The following is a 24,051-nucleotide window of genomic DNA, read 5'->3' on the forward strand; positions in this document are numbered from 1 at the left end:
CATGAAATGGTTGATTCGTGCGGGCATAGCCGTTGGCGTACTGCTTCTGGTCGTCGTGCTTGGTGTGTGGTGGCTGGTGGAGAGTGCGTCGGGACTTCGCTTTGCGCTGGCGCGTGCGGGTGGCTTTACCGACAACGCACTCACCGTCGAGCATGCCGAAGGGCGGCTCGCCGGCCCGCTGGATCTCACTGGCCTGCGTTATCGCGACGGCAAGGGCATGGACATCCGTGTCGCCCGTGCGCATGTCGATTTCTCGTTCGGCTCACTGCTGCGCAAGCGCGCGCACGTCTATGACCTGACCGCCGATGGCATCGATGTGGCATTACCGCCGAGCCAGCCCGAGCCCGGGACGGCATCGGAGCCGTTCTCGCTCGAGCCGCCGCTCGACATCGTGCTCGACAAGGTCAAGGTCGGTCACGTCACGGTGACCCAGGCTGGCCAGCCACTGTTCGAATCCAACTCGCTCGACCTCGTCGGCTCGTGGACGTCGAAGGGCATCGCGCTGCAGACCCTCGCGCTGCGGGCTCCCGACGGACAGGCCGACCTCGGCGGCACACTCGCCGTCGGCAAGGGTTACAAGGGTGACGGCAAGGCCAGCTTCCGCTGGAAACTCGGCGACATCGACTACGCCGGCGAGCTCGAAGCGCATAGCGATGGCGCGAAGGCGCACACCCTCGTCAAGCTCACCCTGCCCTTCGTGGCGCAGGTCGATGCCAACCTCGTACAGAGTGGCGACTTCGCCTGGACGGCAAAGATCGATGCGCCACGCTTCGATCCCAAGCCGCTGATCGGCGACAGCAGCCTGCAGTCGCTGGGTCTCGCGTTGCAGGGCTCGGGCGACCGCTACCACGCTGATCTCACCGGCGACATCGGCCTCAACGATTACGTGGTGCGACTGACGCCGGTGAAGGCCGCGTTCGACCACGAGTACAAGCGACTCACGCTCGACGAACTCACCGTCGGCTCGCCACAGGTCAAGGGTGCGCTGACCGCGCGCGGCACGGTCGACATCGGGGCCCAACCGGTCTCGGCAGACCTCGCCCTCAGCTGGAAGGACGTCCTGGTCCCCGCGAGCATCGCCGGACAGGACCTCGCCAGCGTCGGCCAACTCACCTTCAAGGGCAGCGCCGACGCGTACCACGCGGCCGGCGACGTCGACATCGGACCACCGGGCCATGTCGGCAAGTTCACCCTGGACGTGGACGGCAAGCCGGATGTCATCGCCCTGCATACGGTGCAGCTGAAACAGCCGAACGGCAGCCTCGCCGCCAGCGGCACGCTGACCTTGCAGCCACAACTGGCGTGGAAGATCGATCTCAAGGGCGAGCGTTTCGATCCCAGCCAGTTGCTTGCCGAATGGCCCGGCGCACTCAATCTCGACCTGTCCTCCGAGGGCCAGATGGCGAAGGACGGTCCGCTCGGCACCCTCGATCTGCGCAAGCTCGACGGCACCCTTCGTCAACGGCAGCTACGCGGCTTCGGCAAGCTCACATTGAAGCCCAACGAGGTGGTCAACGGCACGCTCGACCTCGCGTCTGGCGGCAGCACGGTGCATCTGGACGCCAAGGGCGATACAACCAACGACGCGAACCTGAAGCTGGCGATCACCTCGCTCGGCGACTGGCTGCCGGATGCCGGCGGCCGCATTCAGGGCGATGTCTCGGCCAAGGGCAACGTGCCGAAGCTGGCGGTGAAGGCGAACCTGCGCGGCAGTGCCCTGATGTATGCCGGACAGAAGGTCGATGCGCTGACTGTCGATGCGGACATTCCCGACATCAGCAAGCCCGGCGGCAAGGTCGCGGTCGTCGGCACGCACGTCGTGTCGGGCGGTCTGGTCTTCGACCGTCTCGCGGTGAACGCCAACGGTACGCAGGAGCAGCATCAGCTCAGCGTGGACGTCACCGGCCGCCCGCTCGCCGCCGATCTCCAGCTCTCCGGTTCACTGCGCGACGGCGCGTGGAACGGTAGCTTGTCCACGCTCAACATCGATTACCAGGGACTGCCCCGCTGGCGACTGCAGAACGCTAGCCAACTCGCCTGGAAGGATGGCGCCGCCAGCCTGAGTGATCTCTGCCTCACCGCCGGCGAGCCGTTGCTGTGCGTGGCGGCGAAGCAGGACAAGGGTGGCAACCTCGACGCCAGCTATCGCCTGCGCAAGGTCCCCCTCGCGCTGATCATGACGGCCGCCGAGCAGTCGAACAGCCCGATGCGCGCCGACGGCATCATCGAAGGTGACGGCAGTGTTCGTCGTACCGCCGCGGGCGCGTTGTCCGGGCAGGCGAATATCACCAGCGCGCATGGCTCCATCGCCTACACCGACCGCAGCGAGAATCCGCTGCTCGTCTACGACAACCTCGTCGCCAATGCGCAGCTTGCGCCCGACAACCAGCGTGTCACCGTTCGCGCATCGCTCAACAAGGGCGGCACGCTGGATGGCAACGTGTCGATCAGCGGCGCACAGCAGGCGCTCGGCGGCACCGTTGCCCTGCATCTCACCGACCTCGGCGTTATCGAGCTGTTCACCAGCGAGGTCGCCGAAGTGAAGGGTGGCCTCGACGCCAACTTCCATCTCGGTGGCACGGTCGCTACACCGGCCATTACCGGGCAGGCACTCGTCGCCGGCTTCGCTGCGGAAGTACCGAGCGCGGGCCTGAAGCTCAAGGACGGCCGCATCAGCGTCACCACCACGGACGCGACGAATTACACCGTCGACGGCACGATCGGCTCCGGCGACGGCACGCTCGGCATTAAGGGTACGGCCGCGCTCGRCACCGGTGCACAGATGCGCCTGGGTATCCAGGGCTCGAAGTTCACCGCCGTCGACATTCCCGCCGCCAAGGCCATTGTCTCGCCCGACATCCAGATCGTGCAGGACACCAAGGGCATGAACGTCACCGGCAAACTCAACATCGACCTCGCCGACGTCAACGTCGAACGCTTGCCCGGTGCCGGCGCGACCAAGGCCTCGCCCGATGTCGTCGTGGTCGACGACAAGCAGCAGGAAGCCGCGGCCGAGGCTTCGCCGATTTCCGCCGACATTCGCGTCGACCTTGGGCAGAAAGTGCACCTCGTCGGCTTCGGTATCGATGGTCGCATTACTGGCCAGCTCGACGTGCGCGAACGTCCGGGCCGCGCGACCACGGGCCAGGGGCAGATCGGAGTCGACGGAACCTATAAGGCCTACGGGCAGGATCTGAAAATCCAGCAAGGCCAGTTGTTGTTCGCCAGCACGCCAATCGACAACCCGCGCCTGAATATCCGCGCCGTGCGTGCGATCAATCCCAACGCCACCATCGACGACGGCCAGACCGTCGGCCTCTACGTCTCCGGAACCGCGCAACGCCCGATCCTCACGGTGTTCTCAAACCCGGTGATGGAACAGTCCGACGCGCTTTCCTACCTGGTCACCGGCAAGCCGCTGTCGCAGGTAAGCGGCGGCGAAGGCAACATGGTCGGCGCCGCGGCACAGGCACTCGGCTCGGCGGCAGGCGATCTGCTGGCGAAGAGTGTCGGCTCGAAAATCGGCGTCGACGACATCGGTGTGTCGAGCAACGATGCCCTCGGCGGCACCTCGGCGTTCACCGTCGGCAAGTATCTCTCGCCGCGCTTGTATCTGAGCTACGGCGTCGGCCTGTTCGATCCCGGCCAGGTGATCACGCTGAGATATCTCTTCAGCAAGAAGTGGAACTTCGAGGCACAGAACGCCACGGAGTTCAGCCGGGCGAGTTTGAATTACAGACTAGAGCGCTAGCCGCGGCGGACGAGAACGCTAACCACGGCCGCTAGAACGCTGACCGTAGCCGTTCCTTGTAGGAGCCGATTCATCGGCGAAAGCCAGCCTGCCTCAGTCCCGATCTATCTGATTCAAAGAAAAGGCCCGCAAGGGCCCTTTTCGCTTTCTACCGTGGCCTTCGCCATGCCATCGCCCTGATCGACGTAGTACACAGCGATCCCAGGAAGCTCATCGCCACCTCCGAAATCGATTTTGCACCCGCAATCGCACGGCTCGTGGCGTCTTGCTGCTCCGCCGTACATTGAATGGTTGAAGCAGTCGCTGCGATTTGCGCGCCAGCACGCGCCACCACAAATGTAGCGGCGTTACTTTTGACTGACTCGTGAGGAGTACTCTCCGATTCCCCATTTGGCAGGATCACCGGAACGCGCTCGTATATTGCTACGCTCGTTTTTACCGTGACTGATCCCGCCGGAGGAAGATCGTACTCCCGGGATAAGTCGACCTTGGCATCGAGGTGTTTTCCCGACCGAATGCGGATGAACAGGGACGGCGGCGGCGCGCCCATGACGACATAGCGCCCCTTGTACAGGACTTCGTGCCCGAACGCGTCGGTAACGCTGAGCCAATTGCTGGTCGTCCGGCCATCGGGCTGGGCGAAGACGCTGTTATAGCCGTAAACGAAAATATCGTGGTCTGTGCCGTTGGAGAGAGTCAAGGCGATTGAATTCGCCGCAGAAGCATCTCGGCCATCGTGGGTCAAAGACAGGGAAACACCGCTGCTGGCATACGCGGCTGGAACGAAAAACCAGATGGCCGCTGTGAACGCGGTTCTATAGATACCTCTCATGCTGACGCTTCCTGACGTGTATGGAGCCCTGTTGGCCCATTCACGCTATGTCAGGCGACTATCACGTCATATGGAAGGATTCTGAAATACGTCCGCAGGAATCTTGAACGTGACGTACGTCACATCGAATCAGCGAGGCGCGTGCAACCGCTGCAACAACTCCGCCTCAGTCAACGAAATCCCGCACGTCTCGGAAATATCCTTCGCCGAAGCGCCCTGGCGCGCGAGACGCTGGGCAAGCGCCAGCGCCCGATCGGTCGCCGCACCCGGCTCACCCGCCACGGTCATGGCAGGATTCCGGCGTACCTGGTCTTCGATATCGCCGAGGCGGTTCTCGAGACGGCGAAGCATCGCGGCGAGTGCGTCAGGCGGAACGGCTGGCGTGGGCTCGTCGCGGATGTCACGAATGTCTTCGTAGGCGGACGTCGCGCTTGCGGCGGGCGTGGCCTGTGTCACCGGAGTCGCAGCCGGCACGGCCGACGGCGCCGTGCCGAAGCGGCGGAAAAGCAGCAGGAGGCCGACCAGGTTGAGGACGGCCAGTGCGATCAGCACGTATCCGATGACGGGGTTCATGCGTGGGTTCCCTTGGGTGCGGGGACACGGTAGCGCATCGGGGTGTCTGGTTGAAGCGTGATGTTTTGCGGGGGTATGGGAGGCAGGTCTTCGCAGGGATCGCCGATGAATCGGCTCCTACCGAAAAGCGTGTGCCCGGCAGACCGAGAAGCTCATGCCCGGCAGAGGCGGGGGATGTCGATGAGGGCGATGAAGCCGTCGTCGCGGGTGATGACGCCGCTGACGGGGTCGTCGCGGCGGGTGGCGCGGCCCGGGGGCGGCGGTGCGACATCGGCGGGGTTGAACTCGAGCATGTCGCCGATCACGTCGATGCGCATGCCGACGATGCTGCCCGAGTCGTCGAAGACGATGACACGCTGGGCGTCTTCGTCGGCGACGTCGATACGTCCTTCGAGGCCGAAGCGACGACGACCGTCGAGCACGGGGACGATCTGGCCACGCAGGTTGACGATGCCGAGGACGTCCTCGGGTGCACCCGGCACGGGCGTGATGTCGCCGCAGCGAATCACTTCGCGCACGCTGGCGAGGGACACCGCGTAGCGCTGCCCCTTCAGGGAAAATCCAAGCCAGGCACCACGCCCGTCGCGTTGGGGTTCGGTCACGGGCCTAGCTCCTTTTCCAGCCATTCAATCAGCGCCGCGGTACCGACCACGCCGCACTTGGGTTCTTGGGACATGCCGGCGAGCCACGGACGCGTGGTCGCGCCCATGCGCCACTGGATCGCCGTGGCGTCGAGTTCTACCGGCTCTTCGTCGACGATGCAGGCCAGTGCCCAGGCACGGTCGCCCAGCAGGACAAGCGTGGGCGAATGCGCGCCAGCCATGTCGGGCGAGAGGATCGCTGCCAGGTCCGCCACGCGCGCGACGCCGCTCGGATGGCGCCAGCGCCCGAGGCATATCGGGTTCGTCGTGTTCGGCGGCGTCAGCGGCGGCATCGGCAGCATATGGGTGATATCGGACATCGGCACGGCAAGACGCACGCCGGCCGCGAGGCAGAGCAGATAGCGGCTGTCGGCGGGCGTCGGTGGCTCGGCGTTCGGCACCGTGCGCCAGGGGTCGATGGAAACGACCTTGACCTCGGCGTCCGGCGCAGGTGTGGGCAACGCAGGCGTCAGCAGTTCCGCCAGGTAGTCGGCGACGATCTGCTCGGCGTCCTRCAGGGCACGCATTACGCCGCCGCGTCCGCGACGGAGGTCGCCGGCGAGTCCAGCAATTCATCGAGCAACTGCCGGTAGGCCAGGCCGCCGCGACGCGCGGCCGGCCAAGACGCCAGGGGCACGCCTGCCGCGCTCGCTTCGCGAATCTGCGTATCGGTCGGGATGACGGCCTGGCTGACGCCTTCGGCATACTTCTCGCGCAGTTGCTCGAGGCAGGCCCGCGAGGCATGCGTGCGTGCGTCGAACATCGTCGGCACGATCGTGCGCGGCAGCGGACGACCGCGCGAGCGCTCGATCATGGACAGGCTGCGCAGCATGCGCTCGAGGCCTGCGAGGGCCAGCGCTTCGGTCTGCGTCGGCACGAGCAAGCGGTCGCTCGCGGCCAACGCGTTGACCATCAAAACACCGAGGGTCGGCGGGCAGTCGAGCAAGACGTGATCGAAATCGCTGGCGAGTTCGGCGAGCGCCTTGGCGAGGATCAACCCCATGCCCGGCCGTGTGCCGAGCTGGCGATCCAGCGTGATCATCGCCGCGGACGCCGGTAGCACGCTCAGGTGATCCCACTTCGTGGCATGCACGAGCGTGCCAGGTGGCAACGGATTGCCACCGATGCCGAACAGGTCGTAGACGCTGCCATGCGCGCCACCTTCGACGCCGATATAACCGGACAGCGAGGCGTGCGGATCCATGTCGATCAGCAGCGTGCGCTTGCCGGAGGCGGCAAGCAGGCTGCCGAGCGCGACGGTCGTCGTGGTCTTGCCGACGCCGCCCTTCTGATTGGAGACCGCCCAGACACGCATCAGCGATTCCCTCCTGCGGGGGGCGTCGTCGCGTTCGCTGCGGGAGCCGCCGTCGGAGCCGTCGCTGCACCGACGACGGGAAGGCGATCGGCATCGCTGTAAAAACGCGCCGGCTCGGCCTTGTCGCTCATCACGACGATGAGTACGCGACGATTGCGATTGCGGCCTTCGTCGGTACCGTTATCGGTGGTCGGGCGAAACTCGCCCCAGCCGACGATGCCGACGCGATGCGGATCAACGCCACTGGTCGTCAGCAGGCGCGCCACGGTTGCCGCGCGCGCCGCCGACAGTTCCCAGTTCGAGGGGAAGGTTGGCGTCGCGATCGGCGTGTTGTCCGTATAGCCCTCGATACGCATGGCGTTCGGGAACGGGCCGAGAATGCCGGCGAGCTTGCGCAGCACGTCTTCGGCGGTGCCCTGCAGCTTGGCCACGCCGACGGGAAAGAGGATGTCGGTACGGACTTCGATCTCGAGCCAGTCCTTGGTCTGGCGCACGCTGACGAGGTTCTTGTCGATCAGCGGCTTCATCGCGCGCTGCACTTCGTCGGAAATCTGGCTGAGGCTGGCGTCCTCGGTCTTGCCGACCGTGGTGTTCGCCGCCGTCGCGGTATTAATGTTCGCCGATTCCTGGTGCGTTGGCGCGGCGCCTTCGTGCCCCGGCAGCGGCAGGTTGCGCGGCGGAATCGGCACATCGATCTTGGCGATGGGGGCAGCTGCCGGCGCGCGCGACTGGTTCGGCAACGGCACCTGCGCCGCAGGCGTGGCCTCGCGGATCGGCTCGATGACCTTGCCGGTGCCGTTGAAGGCCTCGTTGATCGACTGGGCCATGACGCGGAACTTGGTTTCGTTCACGGCCGAGACGGCGTACATCACCACGAACAACGCCAGGAGCAGCGTGATCAGATCCCCATAGGGAATCGCCCAGCGCTCGTGGTTGATGTGTTCTTCGTGGTGGCGCCGCTTCACGAAAGGAATCCCTGGAGCTTGCTTTCGATATGCCGCGGGTTGTCGCCCTGCGCGATCGAAACCAGGCCTTCGACGAGGATTTCGCGCATCTGCGAGCGCAGGCGGGCGAGGCCTTTCAGTCGCGATGCCATCGGCAAGGCGAGCAGGTTGGCCAGGCCGATACCGTAGATCGTCGCGACGAAGGCCGCGGCGATGCCATGACCGAGCTTGCTCGGGTCGGCGAGATTCTGCATGACCGACATCAGGCCCATGACGGCGCCAATGATGCCCATCGTCGGCGAATACGCCCCGGCGTTCTCGAAGACCTTGGCGGCTTCGATGTCGGTGTGTTCGCGTGCGTAGACTTCGACTTCGAGCACGGAACGCATGGCGTCCGGCTCGGTGCCGTCCACAAGCAGCTGGAGCCCCTTGCGGATGAAGGGATCGGATTCGCGCTCGATCGCCGGCTCCAGGCCGAGCAGGCCCGTGCGACGGGAAATCTCGCTCCAGCCGACGATGCGGCTGACGAGATTCTCCGACTCGATGTCCGGCGGGCGATACACCCACGGCAGCATGGTCCAGGCGCGCTTGAGCACCGGGCCGGGTGTCTGCACCAAGAGCGCGGCGAGCGTGCCGAGGAAGACGATGACGAACGCCGCCGGATTCCACAGGGCGTCGAGACTCGAGCCCTTGAGAATGGTGCCCACGATGATGACCACGAAGGCCAGGATCGTTCCGACGACGCTCACGATATCCATATCAGACAGCCATCCTTAGTGAAGGCAGCACCTGGCCCGCGTCGTCGGCAAGGCCGGCGAGGTCGAGCACGAGGGAGATGCGGCCATCGCCGGTAATCGTCGCACCAGCGACACCCGGGACATCCTTAAGGAACGGACCCAGCGGCTTGGCCATGACGTCTTCGCGGCCGAGCACTTCGTCGACCAGGCAACCCAGTGTCTGGTGGCCGATCTGCACGACGACGACGTGACCGCCCTTCCCCGCCGCGCCAGCCCAGTTGCCGAGATCGGCGAGCGGCAGCGCGCGCTGGCGGTGCGCGGCGACGATGCGGCCGTCCAGTTCCTGGATCTGGCCCGGCACGAGTTCGAACACTTCGGTGACGTTGGACAGCGGCAGCGACAACAGGCGGTTACCCACGCGGACCATGAGCACGCGCATGATCGCCAGGGTGAGCGGTACCGAGAGACGGACCGTGCTGCCATGGCCCACGCGCGAGTCGATGGAGAGCGTGCCGCCGAGTTCGACGATCTTGGTCTTGACCACGTCCATGCCGACGCCGCGGCCGGAAATGTCCGAGACCTCAGCCGCCGTGGAGAAGCCGGGACGGAAGACGATTTCGTAGCATTCGCGCTCGTCCAGACGCGCCGCCTGCTCTTCGTCCATCAGGCCCTTTTCGACGGCCTTGCGGCGCAGGACCTCGGGATCCATGCCCTTGCCGTCGTCGGTGACGGTGATGACGATGCGGTCGCCGAACTGGCCGGCAGCAAGGCGAACCGTGCCGGAGCGCGACTTGCCGGCCTGCTCGCGCACGTTGGGCATCTCGATACCGTGGTCGACCGCGTTACGCAGCAGATGGACCAGGGGATCGGCCAGCGCCTCGACCACGGTACGGTCGATATCGGTGTCTTCGCCGTCGGTGACCAGCTCGATGTCCTTGCCGAGTTGGCGCGCGAGGTCGCGGATGATGCGGGGGAAGCGTGAGAACAGCTTGCCCACCGGCTGCATGCGCATGCGCAGGACAGCGTTCTGCAGGTCCTCGGCGACGCGCTCGAGTTCGCCGATGGCGCGTTCCATCGGGTCGTTCGTGCCGCGCGGCGCGAGATTGGTCAGGCGGTTGCGGACGAGTACCAGCTCGCCTGCGGCATCGACGAGGCTGTCGAGGCGGAAGGTGTCGACGCGGACGGTGGTGTCGGCGGTTGAAGAGCTGCGTTTTTCGGTGGTGGCTGCGGGCTTTGCGGTCGGAGCCTGTTTTGCTGGTGGCGTTGCGGCGACGGGGATCGCCGATGAATCGGCTCCTACAACAGCGGCGGCGGCGACGGGCGGCGGCGTGAGCGTGCCGGGGGCGGCGGTGCCGTGGAGGCTGTCTAGCAGGGCTTCGAATTCATCGTCGCTGATGGCGTTGGGGTCGGCGGCGGGTGCCACCGGCGTTGCGGCGACTGGGATCGCCCCTGAAGCGGCTCCTACAGTGGCCGCCGCCCCTGCAGGGGCTCCCGCATCGGCGCCGGGGGCGCCGGTGCCGTAGAGCGAATCCAGTAGTGCTTCGAATTCGTCGTCGTTGATCGTGCCGGACGCCGTCGAGGCCGGTGCGCGATCGTTGCGCGCGGCGTCGAGCATGGCTTCGAATTCGTCTTCGATGGGATCGTAGGGACGCTGCGACGACACGGCGGGAGCGCCGGTCGACGCAGGCGTCGACATCACCGGTGACAGCGCCACCGGTGGCGCGGAGCCGGCGCGGCCCGGGATCAGCAGGCGATCGAGCACGGAGCGGGGCGCGGGCTCGGCGGGGACGCCCGCGTCGGCCGCACGCATCATGTCGTTGAGGAGGTCCAGCGACTCGAGCAACGCATCCATGAAGCCGGGGTTCAACACCACCGCGCCATTACGGGCCTCGTTGAGGAGGTCCTCGGCGCGGTGGCACAGCTCCACCATGGCGTTGAGGCCAAGGAAGCCCGCACCGCCCTTCACGGTATGGAACGCGCGGAAGACCGCGTTCAGCAGCTCGGCGTCTCCCGGCGATGCTTCGAGGTCCACGAGCTGTTCGCCCAGGCTCTCGAGCAGTTCGCGTGCTTCGATCAGGAAGACATTGAGCAGCTCGTTGTCCAGCTCCACGCTCATACGGCGCTCAGAACCCGAATTCGCTGAGCAGTCGATCCACTTCGTCCTGGCTGACCTTGTCCGCGGCCGGTGCGTGAGCGCCGCCCGCGAGCGAACCGGTGAGACGCACCAGCTCGACCAGCGACGACTCCACCTTGGCCATGAACGATTCGACCTGCGCCACGCGCTGGCCGGAGAGATCCTGCCAGGACTGGGCTTCGACCATCTCGCCCAGGCCGATGTCGCAGCTCTGCGCGAAATCGCCGACGCGCACGGCCAGGGCCGTCGCGCTCGTTGCGAAGGCGGGATCGGCCTGGTCGAGCACCAGCACTTCGTCGGCCTGCTTGGCCAGCGCCTGCGCTTGCGGGCGCAGCTTGTCGCTGAAATCGAGGGTGCGGTGGGCGGCCTGCGAGCTCATCTCGAGCACGTCGCGCAGGTGCTTGCGCGCGTCGCTCATGTTGCCCGGCACACCATCGCTGGAGATATCGGAGGCGAGGCGGCGGACCGACTCATGAAGATCGCGCGCGAGGTGGCCCAGGGCCAGGAACAGGTGCTGTTCACGGCTGCGCAACAGGCGGTCGAGCGCCTGTTCGAAGGCGACGCTGTCATCGGCATCGAGCAACTCGCGCAGCTCGGGAACGACCTCGTGGCCGGCGGTAAGCATGGTGTTCATCGTTATTCCCTTAGCCCGCAGCCGCGGCGAGTCGTTCGAAGATCTTGTCGAGCTTTTCCTTCAGCGTGACCGCCGTGAACGGCTTGACCACGTAGCCGTTCACGCCACTCTGCGCGGCAGCGATGATCTGGTCGCGATTGTTCTCGGCCGTGACCATCAGCACCGGCATCGACTTCAGCGCGGCGTCCGCGCGGATCGCGCGGAGCAGGTCGATGCCCGTCATGTTGGGCATGTTCCAGTCGGTCACCACCAGGTCGAAGGGCTGGGCGCGCAGCATCGTGAGCGCCGCGTTGCCGTCTTCAGCCTCCTGGATGAGGGTGTTCGTGAATCCCAGCTCGACCAGGAGATTCCTGACGATGCGCCGCATGGTGGAGAAATCGTCCACCACGAGGATTTTCATGTTCTTGTCCAAAACTCGTCTCCGCCTGACTGCGCGTTCTTACCGGCGACGGCACCGTAATGCCGTCAATGCTTGTCTTTCCAACCCGTCATGCGTGCGCGGAGGCGGATCAGGGCCTGGCCATGGATCTGGCACACCCGCGATTCACTCACACCCAGCACCGCACCGATTTCCTTCAGGTTGAGCTCTTCATCGTAGTACAGCGACATCACCAGCTTCTCGCGTTCGGGCAGGCCGTCGATGGATTGGGCCAGCGCATCGCGCAAGCCGTCCTGTTCGAAGAGCCCTTCCGGACCCGCGGCATCCGGGTCCGCGACATCGATTGCCGCGCCTTCGTCGCCTTCGGGCGCCGTAAGACTGAGCAACCGCGCGCTCGCCGCGTCGGCCAGAATCTGGTTGTACTCCATGGCGTCGATGCCCAGCCGCTTCATCACTTCGGCGTCTTCGGCATCACCACCCGTTTCGTTCTCGATCTGCCTCGTTACTTCAGCCACCTCGCGCAACTTCCGGTGCACGGAGCGGGGGGTCCAGTCCGTCTTGCGCAGTTCGTCCAGCATCGCGCCCCGTATGCGGATACCCGCATAGGTCTCGAAACTGGCCGCGCGAGTCGGCGAGTAATTTCTTGCGGCCTCCAGCAGTCCGATCATTCCGGCCTGCATGAGGTCGTTTGCATCCACGCTCGGCGGCAGCCGGCCCATCAGGTGATAGGCGATCCGGCGCACCAGCGGCGCGTGGGTTCGTACCAATTGATCCGCCGGGATTCGCGTGACTTCAAGGTATTCCGTCGCAACGCTCACAGTGGCAACCCTCCTCCCAGGTGGGACCGCTCGGCGAAAAAGCCGATGCGACCCTGAGCACGGGGTTCGGGTTCACCCCATGTATCGACCGACCTGGCCAGATTCTTGAATCCGACGGCGGATCGGCTGCTCGGCCAGACATCGACCACCGCCGATTGGCGGCGAATCGCCTGGCGCAGGTACTCGTCGTGCGGGACCATCCCCATGAAATCCAAGGAAACATCCAGGAACCGGTTGGTCACCCGGGACAGTTTCTCGAACAACTGGCGGCCTTCCTGGGCGTGGCGGACCATGTTGGCCACGATGCGGAAGCGGTTCACGCCGAACTCGCGGCTCATGACCTTGATCAGGGCGTAGGCATCGGTCAGCGAGGCCGGCTCGTCGCAGACCACCACCACGACTTCGTCCGAAGCGGCGGCGAACATGGACACGCTGTCCGAAATGCCGGCGGCGGTGTCGACGATCAGGTATTCGGGAGCGATCGGGTATTCGTCGAACGCGCGGATGACGGCGGCGTGCTCGATGTTCGGCAGCTGCGCCATGCGACGGGCGCCGGAGGTGGCCGGAATCACCTTCAGGCCATGCGGCGCCTGGAGGATCAGATCCTCGATGCGGCACTCGCCCTCGAGCATGTGTCCGAGATGACGGGTCGGCTGCAGCCCGAGCAGCACGTCGATATTGGCCATGGCCAGATCGGCATCGAGCAGGACKACGTCGCGTCCGCCCATGGCCAGGGCCATACCGAGGTTGACCGCCACGGTGGTCTTGCCGACGCCGCCCTTGCCGCCCGCGATCGCGATGCTGCGTGTGGGGCGACGGTCGTCAAGCCAGTTGAGGCCGGCGGCCTGGGTGCTATCGACGTGTGTGGTCATGAAGGAGTTCACTGCCGTGAAAGAGTGTGCGGTGGCGGTAGTCACGTTATGCGGGTTCCCGATCAGGCGAGCGCGGGCGCCGCGGTGCCGAAACGATCGGCAAGGATGGCGTCGTCGGGCTCCTCGTTGCGCTGCTTGAGCAACTGGGCCGCGAGGCAGACCAGCTTGCGCGCATCGGCGGAGGCGATGTCTTCGGGCACGCGCTGCCCGTCGGTGGTGTAGTCCAGCGGCATGGCGTGGCGAATGAGTGCCGACAGGGCGCCGCCGATCAGCGGTGCCTCGTCGAGCTTGGTAAGGATGGCGGTCTGCGGCGACAGCGGCGCGTACGAGCGGATCGCGTTGTCGATGGCCTGGGCCTGCGCATTGGCGGCGAGCACCAGGCAAACGCGCAGGTTCGAGGTCGCGCGCAGCGTGTCGAACTGCTGCTGCAGCTTGGGATCGTTGCCGGCCATGCCGGCAGTGTCGACCAGCACGGTGTGCTTGCTGCGCAGCTGGAGGAGCACGTTGCGCAGGCTGTCGGCGTCATGGGCGTTGTACACGCGCACACCGAGCAGGCGGCCGTAATGCTCCAGCTGCGCGCCGGCACCGATGCGGTACTGGTCGGCGCTGATCAGGGCGACGTTGGAGGCACCGTGGCGAAGCACGGCGCGCGCGGCGAGCTTGGCGATGGTCGTCGTCTTGCCGACGCCGGTGGTACCGACCAGCGCGGTGACGCCGCCGCCGACCGTGTCGAAGTTGCGCCCGCTGGTGCGGATGTTGCGCGAGAGGATGCCCAGCGGCAGGTAACGTGCCTGCTCGGCGGTCATGCCGGCGGGCAGCTCGGCGCACAGTGCGCGGGCCACATCGCCATCGATACCCAGGCGGGTCATCTCGCGAAGCACGCGGGCGCGCAGCGGCTGCTCGCGATCCATCTGGTTCCAGGCCAGCGTGGAGAGCTGCACTTCCAGCATTTCACGCAGGCTGTTGATCTCGGCACGCACGCCGTTCACGGCGGCGTCGCTGTTCGGATTGACGGTGGCGGCACGGACTACATCGGCCACGCTGGACGCGAGGGCGGCGCTGGACTGGCGCTGCGGTGCGTTCGGGTTGACGGGTGCGCCCTTGGCGGCGCGCTCGACGGCGGCGGCCGTGGCGGCGCGCGCCTGATCGATGCGTGCGGCGCGGTCGCTGTCGCGCGTGGCGCGGATCGGCGCCAGCGCGGCAGCATGCTTCGCAGCGGTCTCTTCGGCGGTCGGCGGTTCGAAGGCGAAACCCGCCTCGCGAACCAGCGCTTCGTCGTAGTCGAGCGCGGCGATGATTTCGATACCGTCGTCCATCCGACGCGTGGACAGGATCACGGCGTCCGGACCCTGCTCATCGCGAACCTGGCGCATGGCCTGGCGCATGTCGGCGGCAACGAATCGTTTGATTTTCATGCGTTAGCTCCTCTGTCCTATCGTCCGAGGGCCGTCACCAGCTTGACGCGGCGGTTGTCCGGGACCTCGTTATAGGCGAGTACATGCAGGTTTTGGGCCACATGCCGAGTGAAGCGTGAAAGCCAGGGACGAAGTGCCGGCGAGACCAGCAGGACGGCCGGTTCGCCGGCCGCTTCCTGACGTCGCGCGGCCTCCGCCACGTTCTGCTGGAGACGATCGGCCAGACCCGGCTCGATCGCCGCACCGGCGGGACCACCACCCTGCAGGGACTGCAGAAGAATCTGCTCCAGTTCCGGCGCCAAAGTAATGACGGGGACCTCAGTTCCGAGCCCTGCAATCTCCTGCACGATCTGTCGGCCAAGGGTGACGCGCACACTGGCCGCGAGGACGCCGGGATCCTGACTCTGGCCCGCATGCTCGGCCAGCGACTCGACGATGCCGCGGAAGTTGCGGATCGGCACGCGCTCGGCGAGCAGGTTCTGCAGCACCTTGACCACGGCACCGAGCGACAGCCGCTTGGGCACCAGGTCTTCGACCAGCTTCGGCGTCTGCTGGGCCAGGCGGTCGAGCAGCTGCTGCACGTCCTGGTGGCCGATGAGCTCGTGGGCGTGGTTCTGCAGGATGTGCGAGAGGTGGGTGGCGATCACCGTGGCCGGGTCGACCACCGTGTAGCCCAGCGTTTGCGCATGCTCGCGCAGGCCGGGTTCGATCCATACGGCGTCGAGGCCGAAGGCCGGATCGCGGGTGGCGATGCCGTTGATGGTGCCGTGCACGCGGCCCGGATCGATCGCCAGCATGCGCTCGGTGTGGATTTCGGCTTCACCCATCGGCACGCCCATCAGCGAGATGCGATAGCCGTGTGGCGAGAGATCGAGGTTGTCGCGGATGTGTACAGACGGGACGAGGAAGCCCAGTTCCTGCGAGAGCTTCCGGCGCACGGACTTGATGCGCGCCATGAGTTCGCCGCCCTGCGCCTTGTCGACCAGCGGGATAAGGCGGTAGCCCACCTCCAGTCCGATCGTGTCGACCTGGGCCACGTCTTCCCATGACAGTTCGAGGCGTTCGCCGGGCGGCGTCGATTCCAGCGCCAGCTCGGTGCCAGGCGTCGCGGCGCCAGCCGGCGCACCACCGTCGGCGAGCCGGTCCTTGTTCTGCTGCAGCTTCCACGCACCGAAGCCAGCGGCGGCGGCCAGCAGCAGGAACGGCAGGTTCGGCATGCCCGGGACCAGGCCCATCGCACCGAGCACCGCAGCCGCGACAGCCAGCGCCTTGGGCTGGCCGAACAGCTGCCCCATCACGTGCTTGCCCATTTCCTGGGACTTGGAGACGCGGGTGACGATGACCGCCGTAGCGATCGAGAGCATCAGGCCCGGCACCTGGGCGACCAGGCCGTCGCCGATGGTCAGCAGGGTGTAGGTGCGTGCAGCCTCCGAGGCGGACAGGCCGTGCTGCAGCATGCCGATGAAGAAGCCGCCGATGATGTTGATCGCCAGGATCAGCATGCCGGCCGTGGCATCGCCGCGGACGAACTTGGACGCACCGTCCATCGAACCGTAGAAGTCGGCTTCCTCGCGCACTTCCTGGCGGCGCTCGCGCGCCTGTTCCTGGGTGAGCAGGCCGGCATTGAGATCGGCATCGATCGCCATCTGCTTGCCGGGCATGGCGTCGAGGGTGAAGCGCGCGGTCACTTCGGAGACGCGCGTGGCGCCCTTGGTCACGACCACGAAGTTGATGATGGTGAGGATGGCGAAGACCACGAAGCCGACGGCGAAGTTGCCGCCGATGACGAACTCGCCGAAGGCCTCGATCACCTTGCCGGCCGCGCCCGGGCCGTTGTGGCCATGCAGCAGGACGACGCGCGTTGAAGCGATGTTCAGCGCCAGGCGCAGCAAGGTAGCGAACAGCACCACGGTCGGGAACGAGGCCAGCTCCAGCGGGCGCATCACGTACATGGTGGCCAGCAGGATCACCAGGGACAACGCGATGTTGAAGGTGAACAGCAGGTCGAGCATGAACGGCGGCAGCGGCAGCATGAGCATGCCGAGCATCACCAGCATCACTACCGGCGCGGCAACGCCTCGCCGGCCGATCTGCCGGAACGTGCCCATGAGCGTGGTCGTCGCTGCCATCGTCACTTATCCATACGGTAGGGGCCGAGCAGTTCAGGATCGATGTCCTGCACGGGTAGATCGGGCGGGAGATCGCCAACGGCGATCGCCTGCTTCAGGCGGAACACATAGGCCAGGATCTGGGCGACGGCGACATACAGCGCCGAAGGGATCTCGCGACCGACTTCCGTTGTTGCATACAAGGCGCGTGCCAACGGCGCCGCTTCCACCACAGGAACTTTCGCGGCACCGGCCACATCGCGGATTTGCTGGGCAAGAACGTCCACACCCTTTGCCACGACTCGCGGCGCGCCCATTTTCACGTCGTCATACTTGAGGGCGACGGCGAAGTGGGTCGGGTTGACCACGATCACGTCCGCCGTAGGAACGTCTTCCATCATCCGGCGACGGGCCATCTGGTGCTGCATCTGACGGATTTTCGACTTCAGTTCCGGACTACCCTCGCTTTCCTTGTGCTCGTCCTTCACTTCCTGCTTGGTCATGCGCATCTTCTTGGTGAAGCTGAAGGCCTGCCAGGGCGCATCCACCAGGGCGATCAGACCCAGGGCGCAGGCGAAGATCAACGACGCCTGACCCAGCACGCTAAAGGTGTGGGCGATGCCATCCTTGACCGGCCCGCTGCCCACCGCGTACATATCCTGCGTGGTGCGGTTGAGGTACCAGACCAGTGCGCCGCCGATCAGGAGCAGCTTGAGCAGCGACTTGCCCAGCTCGACCAGCCCGTTCATGGATACCAGGCGACCGAAGCCCTTGATCGGATCGAGACGATCGAATTTCGGCACCAACGCTTCCAGCGAGAAATTCAGGCCACCCATAAGCGCGGGCGCGGCGACCGCGGCCACGGCAGTTACGGTGAATACCGGGCCGAGCAGTTTCAGGCCCTCGCCCGCGGCGGTCATCAGCGCATGACTGATGCCATTGGCGGCAAACAGGTCGTCGCGACCGTAACGCAGGCCCACATGCATGATGTTCGATGCGTGCACGGCCATCTGGTCGCGCGAGGCGATCATCGTGGTTACGCCGGCGAGCACGACCACGGCGGTGGACAGATCGCGCGAACGCGGCAGGTCACCCTTCTCGCGCGCCTCGCGAAGTCGTTTGTCACTGGGTGATTCGGTTTTGTCTTCCTGGTCGGACTCGCTCATGGCGACGACCTCCCGACCAGCTGGCGCATGGCTTCCCAGGCGTCGGTCTGCAGCGAATCCCAGGCGCTGGGCAGGCCGCGCAAGGCCAGCCACACGGCGATGATGCCCAGGCAGATGGTGATCGGGAAACCGACTGCGAACAGGTTCATCGACGGCGCCGAACGGCTGATCGCGCCGAAGCCCAGGTTGACGACGAGCACCGCGGTGAGCGCGGGCAAGGCGACGCGAACGGCACCCGCGAACAGGTGGCTGGCAAACTGAAGCACGCCCCAGATACCGTCCGCACCGATGCCGTGATCGCTCACCGGCATGCTGCGGAAGCTGTCGGCGAGCAGGCCGATCAGTTGCAGGTGACCGTTCATCACCAGGAACAGCAGGGTCACGATCATCGTGTAGAACTGGCTGAGCACCGGCGTGGTGCCGCCAAGGCCGGGGTTCAGCACCTCGGCGAAGCCCAGGCTCATGGCCTGCGAAACGAACTGACCACCGAAGGCCACGGCTTCGAACACGAGCTTGAGCAGGAAGCCGAGCGCCGCACCAATCAGGATCTGCTGGGCCAACGTCGCCACTCCCTGTGCCGACAGCGGCCGCAGCTCCATCGGCGCCAGCGGCGCAAGCAAGACCGTGAGCATGACGGCCAGGCCCATTTTGATGCGCGGCGGGACCGTGTTCGCGCTCAGCACCGGCGCGACGAGCAACAGGCCGGAAATGCGGGCCAATGCCCAGCACGCCCCGCCTACCCACCCCTCGAGCTGGTTCAGGTCGATCGGCATCAACGCACCGCCTGGGGCAGGCTTTCGATCAGGGTGCGGGTGAAGGTCACGAGCGTGCGCAGCATCCAGGGGCCGGTGATGATCATCACCAGCGCCATGGAAATCAGCTTCGGAATGAAGCTGAGGGTCTGTTCGTTGATCTGCGTGGCCGCCTGAATCATGCCGACGATCAAGCCGACCGCCAGTGCGGTGAGCAGCAGCGGCGCACCGACCAGCATGGCGATATGCAGGGCCTGCTGCCCGAAGGCGATGACCGACTCGGGCGTCATTGGTAGAAGCTTCCCGCCAGCGTGCCCAGCAGCAGTGTCCAGCCATCGACCAGGACGAACAGCATGATCTTGAACGGCAGCGAGATGATCATCGGCGAGACCATCATCATGCCCATCGACATCAACACGCTGGCCACGACCAGGTCGATGATCAGGAACGGAATGAACAGCAGGAAGCCCATCTGGAACGCGGTCTTCAGCTCGCTGGTCACGAAGGCAGGCAAGGCCACGCGGTAAGGCACCGAGTCCTTGTCGGCATACGGCTGCTCGCCGGCGAGCTTGGTGAACAGCTGCAGATCCGGCTCGCGTGTCTGGTCGAGCATGAAGTGACGGAACGGCGCTGCAGCCAGCGGCACGGCATCCTGCACGGTCATCTGGCCATCCATGTACGGCTTGATGCCCGTGTCGTAGGCCTTGTTGATCACCGGCGACATCACGAACAGGGTGAGGAACAGCGACAGGCCGATGATCACCTGGTTCGGCGGCGTGCTGTTGGTACCGAGCGCCTGGCGTAGGAAACCAAGCACGATGACGATGCGTGTGAACGAGGTCATCATCAGCAGGATCGCCGGAAGGACCGTCAGCGCCGTCATCAGCGCCAGCATCTGGATCGACAGCGACCAGTTCTGGCTACCATTGGCGCCCGGCTGCACGTTCAGCAGCTGGATGCCCGGCGGCGGCAGCGGATCGGCGGCGAACGCCATCATCGGCGCGAAAAGCAGCACGAGAAGCGCCAGCAACGACCCGTAACGCAGCATTCGGGCACGCACTTTGTGGGAGCGGGCTTCGCCCGCGATAGCCCCCCCGATCACGGCCGCTTCCACTGATTCAGCACGTCACGGAACCCACGAATCGCTGGCGCCGTGGCCGCCGGGGCGGCGTCATCCTGGACCGGCGTCGCCAGGACATGCAGCGTACGCAGGCCACCCGTAGGCGAAGCACCGACCAGCAGCTGCGTGCCACCGACTTCGAGCAGCATGATCTTTTCCTTGATGCCGACCGGCATCGTTTCGATGACACGGATCTTCCGGCCGCCGGGACGCACGCGCCCCTGCGCGCGACGGCTCAGCCAACCGACGAAGAAGATGAGTGCGACCACGCCGAGCAGGCTGATCAGCACGCGAACCAGTTCAGCGCCCGAGTCCACTGCCGGGGCGGCGACCGACGGGGCCACCGGAGCGACCACCGGGGCCGCCATCAGGGCGCAGGAAAGGAAGCCACCGGCGAGGGCGGCGACGGTACGGCGCATGTCGATCACCGCAGTTTGCGGACGCGCTCGGCCGGACTGATCACGTCGGTCAGCCGGATACCGAACTTTTCGTTGATCACGACGACTTCGCCGTGGGCGACCAGGGTGCCGTTGACGAAGACGTCGAGCGGTTCACCAGCGGCGCGATCGAGCTCGACCACCGAGCCCTGGTTCAGCTGGAGCAGGTTGCGAATGCTGATCTTGGTGCGACCGACCTCCATCGCCATCGTGACCGGTACGTCCAGGATGACGTCGAGGTTGACCTCGGCGCCCAGACCCATCGACTTGTGCAGGCTGGCCTCGTTGGCGCCTTCGATCTCTTCGAGCGTGGTCGGTTCGTTCATGTCGGTTCCGGTGATCGCGTTGCTGGGGTATATACCCCTTGAAGCAAACGGCGTGCCATGGATTCGACGACCGGGTGACGGTGAATTTTTTGTGTTTTTTCAGGTGGTTGGCGGGGTGCCGCCGTTCACCTTTGCTGACCGGAAACCGTCACTTGTCGGAAAGCTGACGCGTGACGGCAGTTGCGTGCAGTGACGGTCAATTGACGTCACACCAGCTCGGGCATCGGCTCGGTCGTGGTGATCGGCATGGCCTTGGTCTCGCCGCGCTTGCGCATCAACGAATCGAACTGGATGGCCTTGTTGCCGTTGGAATTGGCCATGCGGCCGCGAAAAATCGGCACGTCCTCGGCGAAGATCGTGGCGAACTCCGGCAGGCTGATCGGAATGACATCGCCCTTGCGCAGGTGCAGGAAGTCGCCAATGGTCAGGCGCGCCTCGGCCAGCATGGAGGTGACCTCCACTTCCGCATCGAGGATTTCCTCGTGCAGGTTCTGGATCCAACGCTCGTCGCGCTCGGCACGATCGCTCTGCACGCCGGCATCGAGCAACTCGCGGATCGGCTCGACCATCGAATACGGCAGGGTCAGGTGCACTTCGCCGCCACCGCCGTCGAGCTCGATATGGAAGCGCGAGACCACCACGGTTTCCGTGGGGCTGACGATGTTCGCGAACTGCGGATTGATCTCCGAGTTCAGAAATTCGAACTGCATCTTCAGGACCGGCGCCCAGGCTTCGGCCATGGCCGTGAAGGCCTCCTGCAGCACGATCTGGATCACGCGGTTCTCGGTCGGCGTGAAATCCCGGCCCTCGATACGCGCGTGATAGCGGCCATCGCCACCGAAGAAATTGTCGATGACGGTGAACACCAGGCGCGGCTCGAACACCATCAGCGCGGTCCCGCGAAGCGGTTTGATGCGAATCAGGTTGAGGTTGCTCGGCACGGCCAGCGAGTGCACGTACTCGTTGAACTTGGTCATCTTCACGCCGAGCACCGAGACTTCGCAGGACTTGCGCAGCACATTGAACAGGTTGGCGCGGAAGTAGCGGGCGAAACGGTCGTTGACCATTTCCAGGGTCGGCAGGCGACCACGGACGATGCGATCCTGCTGGGTGAAGTCGTAATCCAGGATGCCGCCGGGCGGCGGAAGCTCGATCTCGGTTTCGACCGAACCGCCTTCCACGCCGGCCAGGAGGGCGTCGATTTCTTCCTGGGTAAGGATGTCACTCATGGCCGAAGCGTCCCGTCACTGCATGATGAAGCTGGTGAAGTAGACCGCGTCCACACCGGGACGGCCGATCTTCTCCTTGAGCACGCGCTGGATCTCGCCCAGCGCGGCGGCCTGCAGCTTCTGTTTGCCCTTCACGTCGGACAGCGACTTGATGTCCTGCGCGGAGAACAGCATCAGCAGCGCGTTGCGGATCTCGGGATCGGCTTCCTTGGCGGCAGCGATGGCTTCGGGATCGTGGGACATCACGTTGACGCCGACCTGCAGAAAACGCAGGGCGGTGTCGTCCTGGAAGTTAACGACGAAAGCGGGATCCAGCTGCAGATAAACGGCCGGCTTGGACTTGGCGACTTCCGCCGCGTCGGCCCCCGCCTTGCCGTGGCCGCCCTTCATCAAGACGTAGCCGCCCGCGCCGCCGGCAACGAGCACGACCAGCGCGGCGATGAGCACGAGTCCGCCCTTGCCCTTTTTCTTGGGAGCGCCTTCGGCGGGATCTTTGGGTGCTGCAGCCATGCGTGGAACCTCTGGAATGCGAATACGTCGATGGTCTTGCCCGTGGGGCTTACGGGTATTGTTGCAAGCGACGTGCCATCTGCGTCACCCGTGCCTCGGATGGAAGGATGGCGCTGTGACGCGGTTCTCGGCGCGATCGTGATACCGGCGAATGAGGCGATAATTTGACGCTCGCCGATATCCCGTCACCGGACGGCGTCACGCCACCTCGTCGACCAGGCTTCGGGAAACACGCGACGTCGCCACCACGTCGGTCGCGGCCTTATCGTCGGCCACGGCCGTGCCCTGCCCGCCCGCTCCATTGCCCTGGCCCGTGTTCTGGCCCGGGTCGCGCTGGCCGACGTTGGTCTCGCCCAGGGACAGGCCATGGTGCGCAAGCATGGTGTCGAGCTGCGACAAGGTCTGCTGCACGGCATGCACGGCCGCGGGGTGCTGGGCGAGGATGGCCACGTTGACCTTGCCGCCGTCCATGCTCACATGCACATCCATGCTGCCGAGCTCTTCCGGGTGCAGCTTGATGCGTGCCGACTTGACGTCGCCCGAACCCATCCACGCGATCTGCTCACCCAGCTCCTGACTGAACTGCGGCGATGTGGCCGCCTGCGTCGCCTGCACCTGCACGGCGGGAGCGGCCACGCCGTTCATGGCCGGCGCGTGCATCAGGGGCATGGGGCTGGCCTTTGCCAGATCGATCGCCGGTGCATCGTCCTTGCTCACCGGCAGGTCGCCACCCTGGGCGGCAAGCAGGCTGGCGAAAGGCGACGCGACGGCCGCGGCAGCGGGTGCCGCTGCCGGCATGGCGTCCATGGCAGGCAGGCCCGCGGAAACGCCGTCCTTCGCGGCGGCCATCGCGTTCGCTGCGGCGCCGGCACCGGGCGTCGGAGCCGCACCGGTGATCGCACCCAGGGCATCGCCCAGCTTGCCAGCCGCGGTTGTCGCGGTGGCGACCGCCTTTGCTGCCAGCTCGCCGACCTTCGGTGGCACACCGATCAGGGCGAGGACGCTGGTGGCAAGCGATGTGTCGCCATCGGCCGTATCGTCTTTCTTCGTCGCATCGTCATCGGGATGCGTGTCGGACGCCTGCGCCGATGTCGTCTTGTCGGGGCTCGTATCCTTCGCCGCGGACGAAGCGCTGGACGTCGCCGAACCCTGATCCGACGAGGCGTCCTTGGTCTTGCGCGCATCGGCATGCGCCGCGTCCATCGCCGCGTCGAAGCGCTTGTTCGACGCCGTGTCGTCCGTCGACTTGCCAGCTACCGACGAAGCGGCAGCGCCGGCGACGGGCGATGCGGCAGGGGTGGCCGGGCGGGCGACGTTGAGGGCAAGCGTGGCGTTGTTCATGCGGAGTACTCGTTGAG

At 65.7% G+C, this 24,051-nt stretch carries 25 protein-coding genes; 2 read left to right on the forward strand and 23 right to left on the reverse strand.

The genetic code is table 11. The annotated features are described in order from the left end of the window. Position 1 precedes the first annotated feature (1 nt). On the forward strand, positions 2-3,751 hold the full coding sequence (locus AC1DYM_RS01160; protein ID WP_477335140.1) for a translocation/assembly module TamB domain-containing protein: 3,750 nt from the start codon (positions 2-4) through the stop codon (positions 3,749-3,751). 148 nt (positions 3,752-3,899) lie between these two features. Here AC1DYM_RS01160 and AC1DYM_RS01165 read toward each other — a convergent pair whose 3' ends face one another. From AC1DYM_RS01165 to fliN, 20 genes are all read right to left on the reverse strand, one after another. Then, positions 3,900-4,583: a hypothetical protein gene (locus tag AC1DYM_RS01165; RefSeq protein ID WP_477335142.1), complete on the reverse strand. Its 684-nt coding sequence runs from the start codon at positions 4,581-4,583 to the stop codon at positions 3,900-3,902. A gap of 129 nt (positions 4,584-4,712) precedes the next feature. Then, complete coding sequence (locus tag AC1DYM_RS01170) at positions 4,713-5,156, reverse strand: DUF2802 domain-containing protein (RefSeq protein WP_477335144.1); 444 nt, start codon at positions 5,154-5,156, stop codon at positions 4,713-4,715. Between the two features lie 152 nt (positions 5,157-5,308). Beyond that, positions 5,309-5,758, reverse strand: a complete 450-nt coding sequence (locus AC1DYM_RS01175) for a chemotaxis protein CheW (RefSeq protein ID WP_244465297.1) — start codon at positions 5,756-5,758, stop codon at positions 5,309-5,311. Next, positions 5,755-6,324: a chemotaxis protein CheW gene (locus tag AC1DYM_RS01180; protein ID WP_477335146.1), complete on the reverse strand. Its 570-nt coding sequence runs from the start codon at positions 6,322-6,324 to the stop codon at positions 5,755-5,757. The genes AC1DYM_RS01175 and AC1DYM_RS01180 overlap by 4 nt, the downstream gene beginning before the upstream one ends. Then, positions 6,324-7,112 (reverse strand): ParA family protein, encoded by a 789-nt coding sequence (locus AC1DYM_RS01185; protein ID WP_477335148.1) that lies wholly within the window; start codon positions 7,110-7,112, stop codon positions 6,324-6,326. The genes AC1DYM_RS01180 and AC1DYM_RS01185 overlap by 1 nt, the downstream gene beginning before the upstream one ends. Continuing rightward, on the reverse strand, positions 7,112-8,077 hold the full coding sequence (gene motD / locus AC1DYM_RS01190; protein WP_477335150.1) for a flagellar motor protein MotD: 966 nt from the start codon (positions 8,075-8,077) through the stop codon (positions 7,112-7,114). Before motD ends, AC1DYM_RS01185 begins: the two co-directional genes overlap by 1 nt. Continuing rightward, positions 8,074-8,814, reverse strand: a complete 741-nt coding sequence (locus AC1DYM_RS01195; RefSeq protein ID WP_046968443.1) for a flagellar motor protein — start codon at positions 8,812-8,814, stop codon at positions 8,074-8,076. Before AC1DYM_RS01195 ends, motD begins: the two co-directional genes overlap by 4 nt. 1 nt (position 8,815) lies before the next feature. Then, positions 8,816-10,909: a chemotaxis protein CheA gene (locus AC1DYM_RS01200; protein ID WP_477335152.1), complete on the reverse strand. Its 2,094-nt coding sequence runs from the start codon at positions 10,907-10,909 to the stop codon at positions 8,816-8,818. A 7-nt stretch (positions 10,910-10,916) separates the two neighbouring features. Beyond that, positions 10,917-11,561 (reverse strand): protein phosphatase CheZ, encoded by a 645-nt coding sequence (locus tag AC1DYM_RS01205; protein WP_477335154.1) that lies wholly within the window; start codon positions 11,559-11,561, stop codon positions 10,917-10,919. Between the two features lie 10 nt (positions 11,562-11,571). Next, positions 11,572-11,973 carry a chemotaxis response regulator CheY gene (cheY, locus tag AC1DYM_RS01210; RefSeq protein WP_046968440.1) on the reverse strand — a complete coding sequence of 134 codons (402 nt, stop codon included), beginning with the start codon at positions 11,971-11,973 and terminating at the stop codon, positions 11,572-11,574. A 53-nt stretch (positions 11,974-12,026) separates the two neighbouring features. After that, positions 12,027-12,758 (reverse strand): RNA polymerase sigma factor FliA, encoded by a 732-nt coding sequence (locus tag AC1DYM_RS01215; RefSeq protein WP_477335157.1) that lies wholly within the window; start codon positions 12,756-12,758, stop codon positions 12,027-12,029. Continuing rightward, entirely contained in the window at positions 12,755-13,630 is an 876-nt protein-coding gene (locus AC1DYM_RS01220; RefSeq protein WP_046968438.1) for a MinD/ParA family protein, read from the reverse strand. Before AC1DYM_RS01220 ends, AC1DYM_RS01215 begins: the two co-directional genes overlap by 4 nt. 62 nt (positions 13,631-13,692) lie before the next feature. Next, the gene (gene flhF / locus AC1DYM_RS01225; protein ID WP_477335159.1) at positions 13,693-15,045 is read right to left on the reverse strand and encodes a flagellar biosynthesis protein FlhF; all 1,353 of its coding nucleotides are present in this window, start codon (positions 15,043-15,045) and stop codon (positions 13,693-13,695) included. 17 nt (positions 15,046-15,062) lie between these two features. Further along, positions 15,063-17,174 (reverse strand): flagellar biosynthesis protein FlhA, encoded by a 2,112-nt coding sequence (gene flhA, locus AC1DYM_RS01230; RefSeq protein WP_477335161.1) that lies wholly within the window; start codon positions 17,172-17,174, stop codon positions 15,063-15,065. Between the two features lie 2 nt (positions 17,175-17,176). Beyond that, entirely contained in the window at positions 17,177-18,319 is a 1,143-nt protein-coding gene (flhB, locus tag AC1DYM_RS01235) for a flagellar biosynthesis protein FlhB (RefSeq protein WP_477335163.1), read from the reverse strand. Continuing rightward, positions 18,316-19,092, reverse strand: coding sequence for a flagellar biosynthetic protein FliR (gene fliR / locus AC1DYM_RS01240; RefSeq protein ID WP_477335165.1), 777 nt, complete (start codon positions 19,090-19,092; stop codon positions 18,316-18,318). The genes flhB and fliR overlap by 4 nt, the downstream gene beginning before the upstream one ends. Next, positions 19,092-19,361, reverse strand: a complete 270-nt coding sequence (gene fliQ, locus AC1DYM_RS01245) for a flagellar biosynthesis protein FliQ (protein ID WP_046966192.1) — start codon at positions 19,359-19,361, stop codon at positions 19,092-19,094. Before fliQ ends, fliR begins: the two co-directional genes overlap by 1 nt. Further along, positions 19,358-20,119, reverse strand: a complete 762-nt coding sequence (gene fliP / locus AC1DYM_RS01250; protein ID WP_477335168.1) for a flagellar type III secretion system pore protein FliP — start codon at positions 20,117-20,119, stop codon at positions 19,358-19,360. The genes fliQ and fliP overlap by 4 nt, the downstream gene beginning before the upstream one ends. A gap of 50 nt (positions 20,120-20,169) precedes the next feature. Beyond that, positions 20,170-20,610 (reverse strand): flagellar biosynthetic protein FliO, encoded by a 441-nt coding sequence (fliO, locus tag AC1DYM_RS01255; RefSeq protein WP_477335170.1) that lies wholly within the window; start codon positions 20,608-20,610, stop codon positions 20,170-20,172. Between the two features lie 5 nt (positions 20,611-20,615). Beyond that, positions 20,616-20,891 (reverse strand): flagellar motor switch protein FliN, encoded by a 276-nt coding sequence (gene fliN, locus AC1DYM_RS01260; RefSeq protein ID WP_197478325.1) that lies wholly within the window; start codon positions 20,889-20,891, stop codon positions 20,616-20,618. A 61-nt stretch (positions 20,892-20,952) separates the two neighbouring features. Here fliN and AC1DYM_RS01265 point away from each other — a divergent pair, with 61 nt between their 5' ends. Next, positions 20,953-21,147, forward strand: coding sequence for a hypothetical protein (locus AC1DYM_RS01265; protein ID WP_477335172.1), 195 nt, complete (start codon positions 20,953-20,955; stop codon positions 21,145-21,147). 13 nt (positions 21,148-21,160) lie between these two features. Here AC1DYM_RS01265 and fliM read toward each other — a convergent pair whose 3' ends face one another. The 3 genes from fliM to AC1DYM_RS01280 form a co-directional block, all read right to left on the reverse strand. Next, positions 21,161-22,183 carry a flagellar motor switch protein FliM gene (gene fliM / locus AC1DYM_RS01270; RefSeq protein WP_477335174.1) on the reverse strand — a complete coding sequence of 341 codons (1,023 nt, stop codon included), beginning with the start codon at positions 22,181-22,183 and terminating at the stop codon, positions 21,161-21,163. 15 nt (positions 22,184-22,198) lie between these two features. Next, the gene (locus tag AC1DYM_RS01275) at positions 22,199-22,693 is read right to left on the reverse strand and encodes a flagellar basal body-associated FliL family protein (RefSeq protein WP_477335176.1); all 495 of its coding nucleotides are present in this window, start codon (positions 22,691-22,693) and stop codon (positions 22,199-22,201) included. Between the two features lie 198 nt (positions 22,694-22,891). Further along, positions 22,892-24,034: a flagellar hook-length control protein FliK gene (locus AC1DYM_RS01280; RefSeq protein ID WP_477335178.1), complete on the reverse strand. Its 1,143-nt coding sequence runs from the start codon at positions 24,032-24,034 to the stop codon at positions 22,892-22,894. Positions 24,035-24,051 lie beyond the last annotated feature (17 nt).

The organism is Luteibacter sp. P1_D3, assembly GCF_056406135.1.

Coding starts and splice junctions, on each gene's coding strand:
- AC1DYM_RS01165 (WP_477335142.1), bottom strand. CDS start 4,583: ATGAGAGGTATCTATAGAACCGCGTTCACAGCGGCCATCTGGTTTTTC.
- AC1DYM_RS01170 (WP_477335144.1), bottom strand. CDS start 5,156: ATGAACCCCGTCATCGGATACGTGCTGATCGCACTGGCCGTCCTCAAC.
- AC1DYM_RS01185 (WP_477335148.1), bottom strand. CDS start 7,112: ATGCGTGTCTGGGCGGTCTCCAATCAGAAGGGCGGCGTCGGCAAGACC.
- AC1DYM_RS01195 (WP_046968443.1), bottom strand. CDS start 8,814: ATGGATATCGTGAGCGTCGTCGGAACGATCCTGGCCTTCGTGGTCATC.
- AC1DYM_RS01200 (WP_477335152.1), bottom strand. CDS start 10,909: ATGAGCGTGGAGCTGGACAACGAGCTGCTCAATGTCTTCCTGATCGAA.
- AC1DYM_RS01205 (WP_477335154.1), bottom strand. CDS start 11,561: ATGAACACCATGCTTACCGCCGGCCACGAGGTCGTTCCCGAGCTGCGC.
- flhF (WP_477335159.1), bottom strand. CDS start 15,045: ATGAAAATCAAACGATTCGTTGCCGCCGACATGCGCCAGGCCATGCGC.
- flhA (WP_477335161.1), bottom strand. CDS start 17,174: ATGGCAGCGACGACCACGCTCATGGGCACGTTCCGGCAGATCGGCCGG.
- flhB (WP_477335163.1), bottom strand. CDS start 18,319: ATGAGCGAGTCCGACCAGGAAGACAAAACCGAATCACCCAGTGACAAA.
- fliR (WP_477335165.1), bottom strand. CDS start 19,092: ATGCCGATCGACCTGAACCAGCTCGAGGGGTGGGTAGGCGGGGCGTGC.
- fliQ (WP_046966192.1), bottom strand. CDS start 19,361: ATGACGCCCGAGTCGGTCATCGCCTTCGGGCAGCAGGCCCTGCATATC.
- fliP (WP_477335168.1), bottom strand. CDS start 20,119: ATGCTGCGTTACGGGTCGTTGCTGGCGCTTCTCGTGCTGCTTTTCGCG.
- fliO (WP_477335170.1), bottom strand. CDS start 20,610: ATGCGCCGTACCGTCGCCGCCCTCGCCGGTGGCTTCCTTTCCTGCGCC.
- fliN (WP_197478325.1), bottom strand. CDS start 20,891: ATGGGTCTGGGCGCCGAGGTCAACCTCGACGTCATCCTGGACGTACCG.
- AC1DYM_RS01265 (WP_477335172.1), top strand. CDS start 20,953: ATGTCGGTTCCGGTGATCGCGTTGCTGGGGTATATACCCCTTGAAGCA.
- fliM (WP_477335174.1), bottom strand. CDS start 22,183: ATGAGTGACATCCTTACCCAGGAAGAAATCGACGCCCTCCTGGCCGGC.
- AC1DYM_RS01275 (WP_477335176.1), bottom strand. CDS start 22,693: ATGGCTGCAGCACCCAAAGATCCCGCCGAAGGCGCTCCCAAGAAAAAG.
- AC1DYM_RS01280 (WP_477335178.1), bottom strand. CDS start 24,034: ATGAACAACGCCACGCTTGCCCTCAACGTCGCCCGCCCGGCCACCCCT.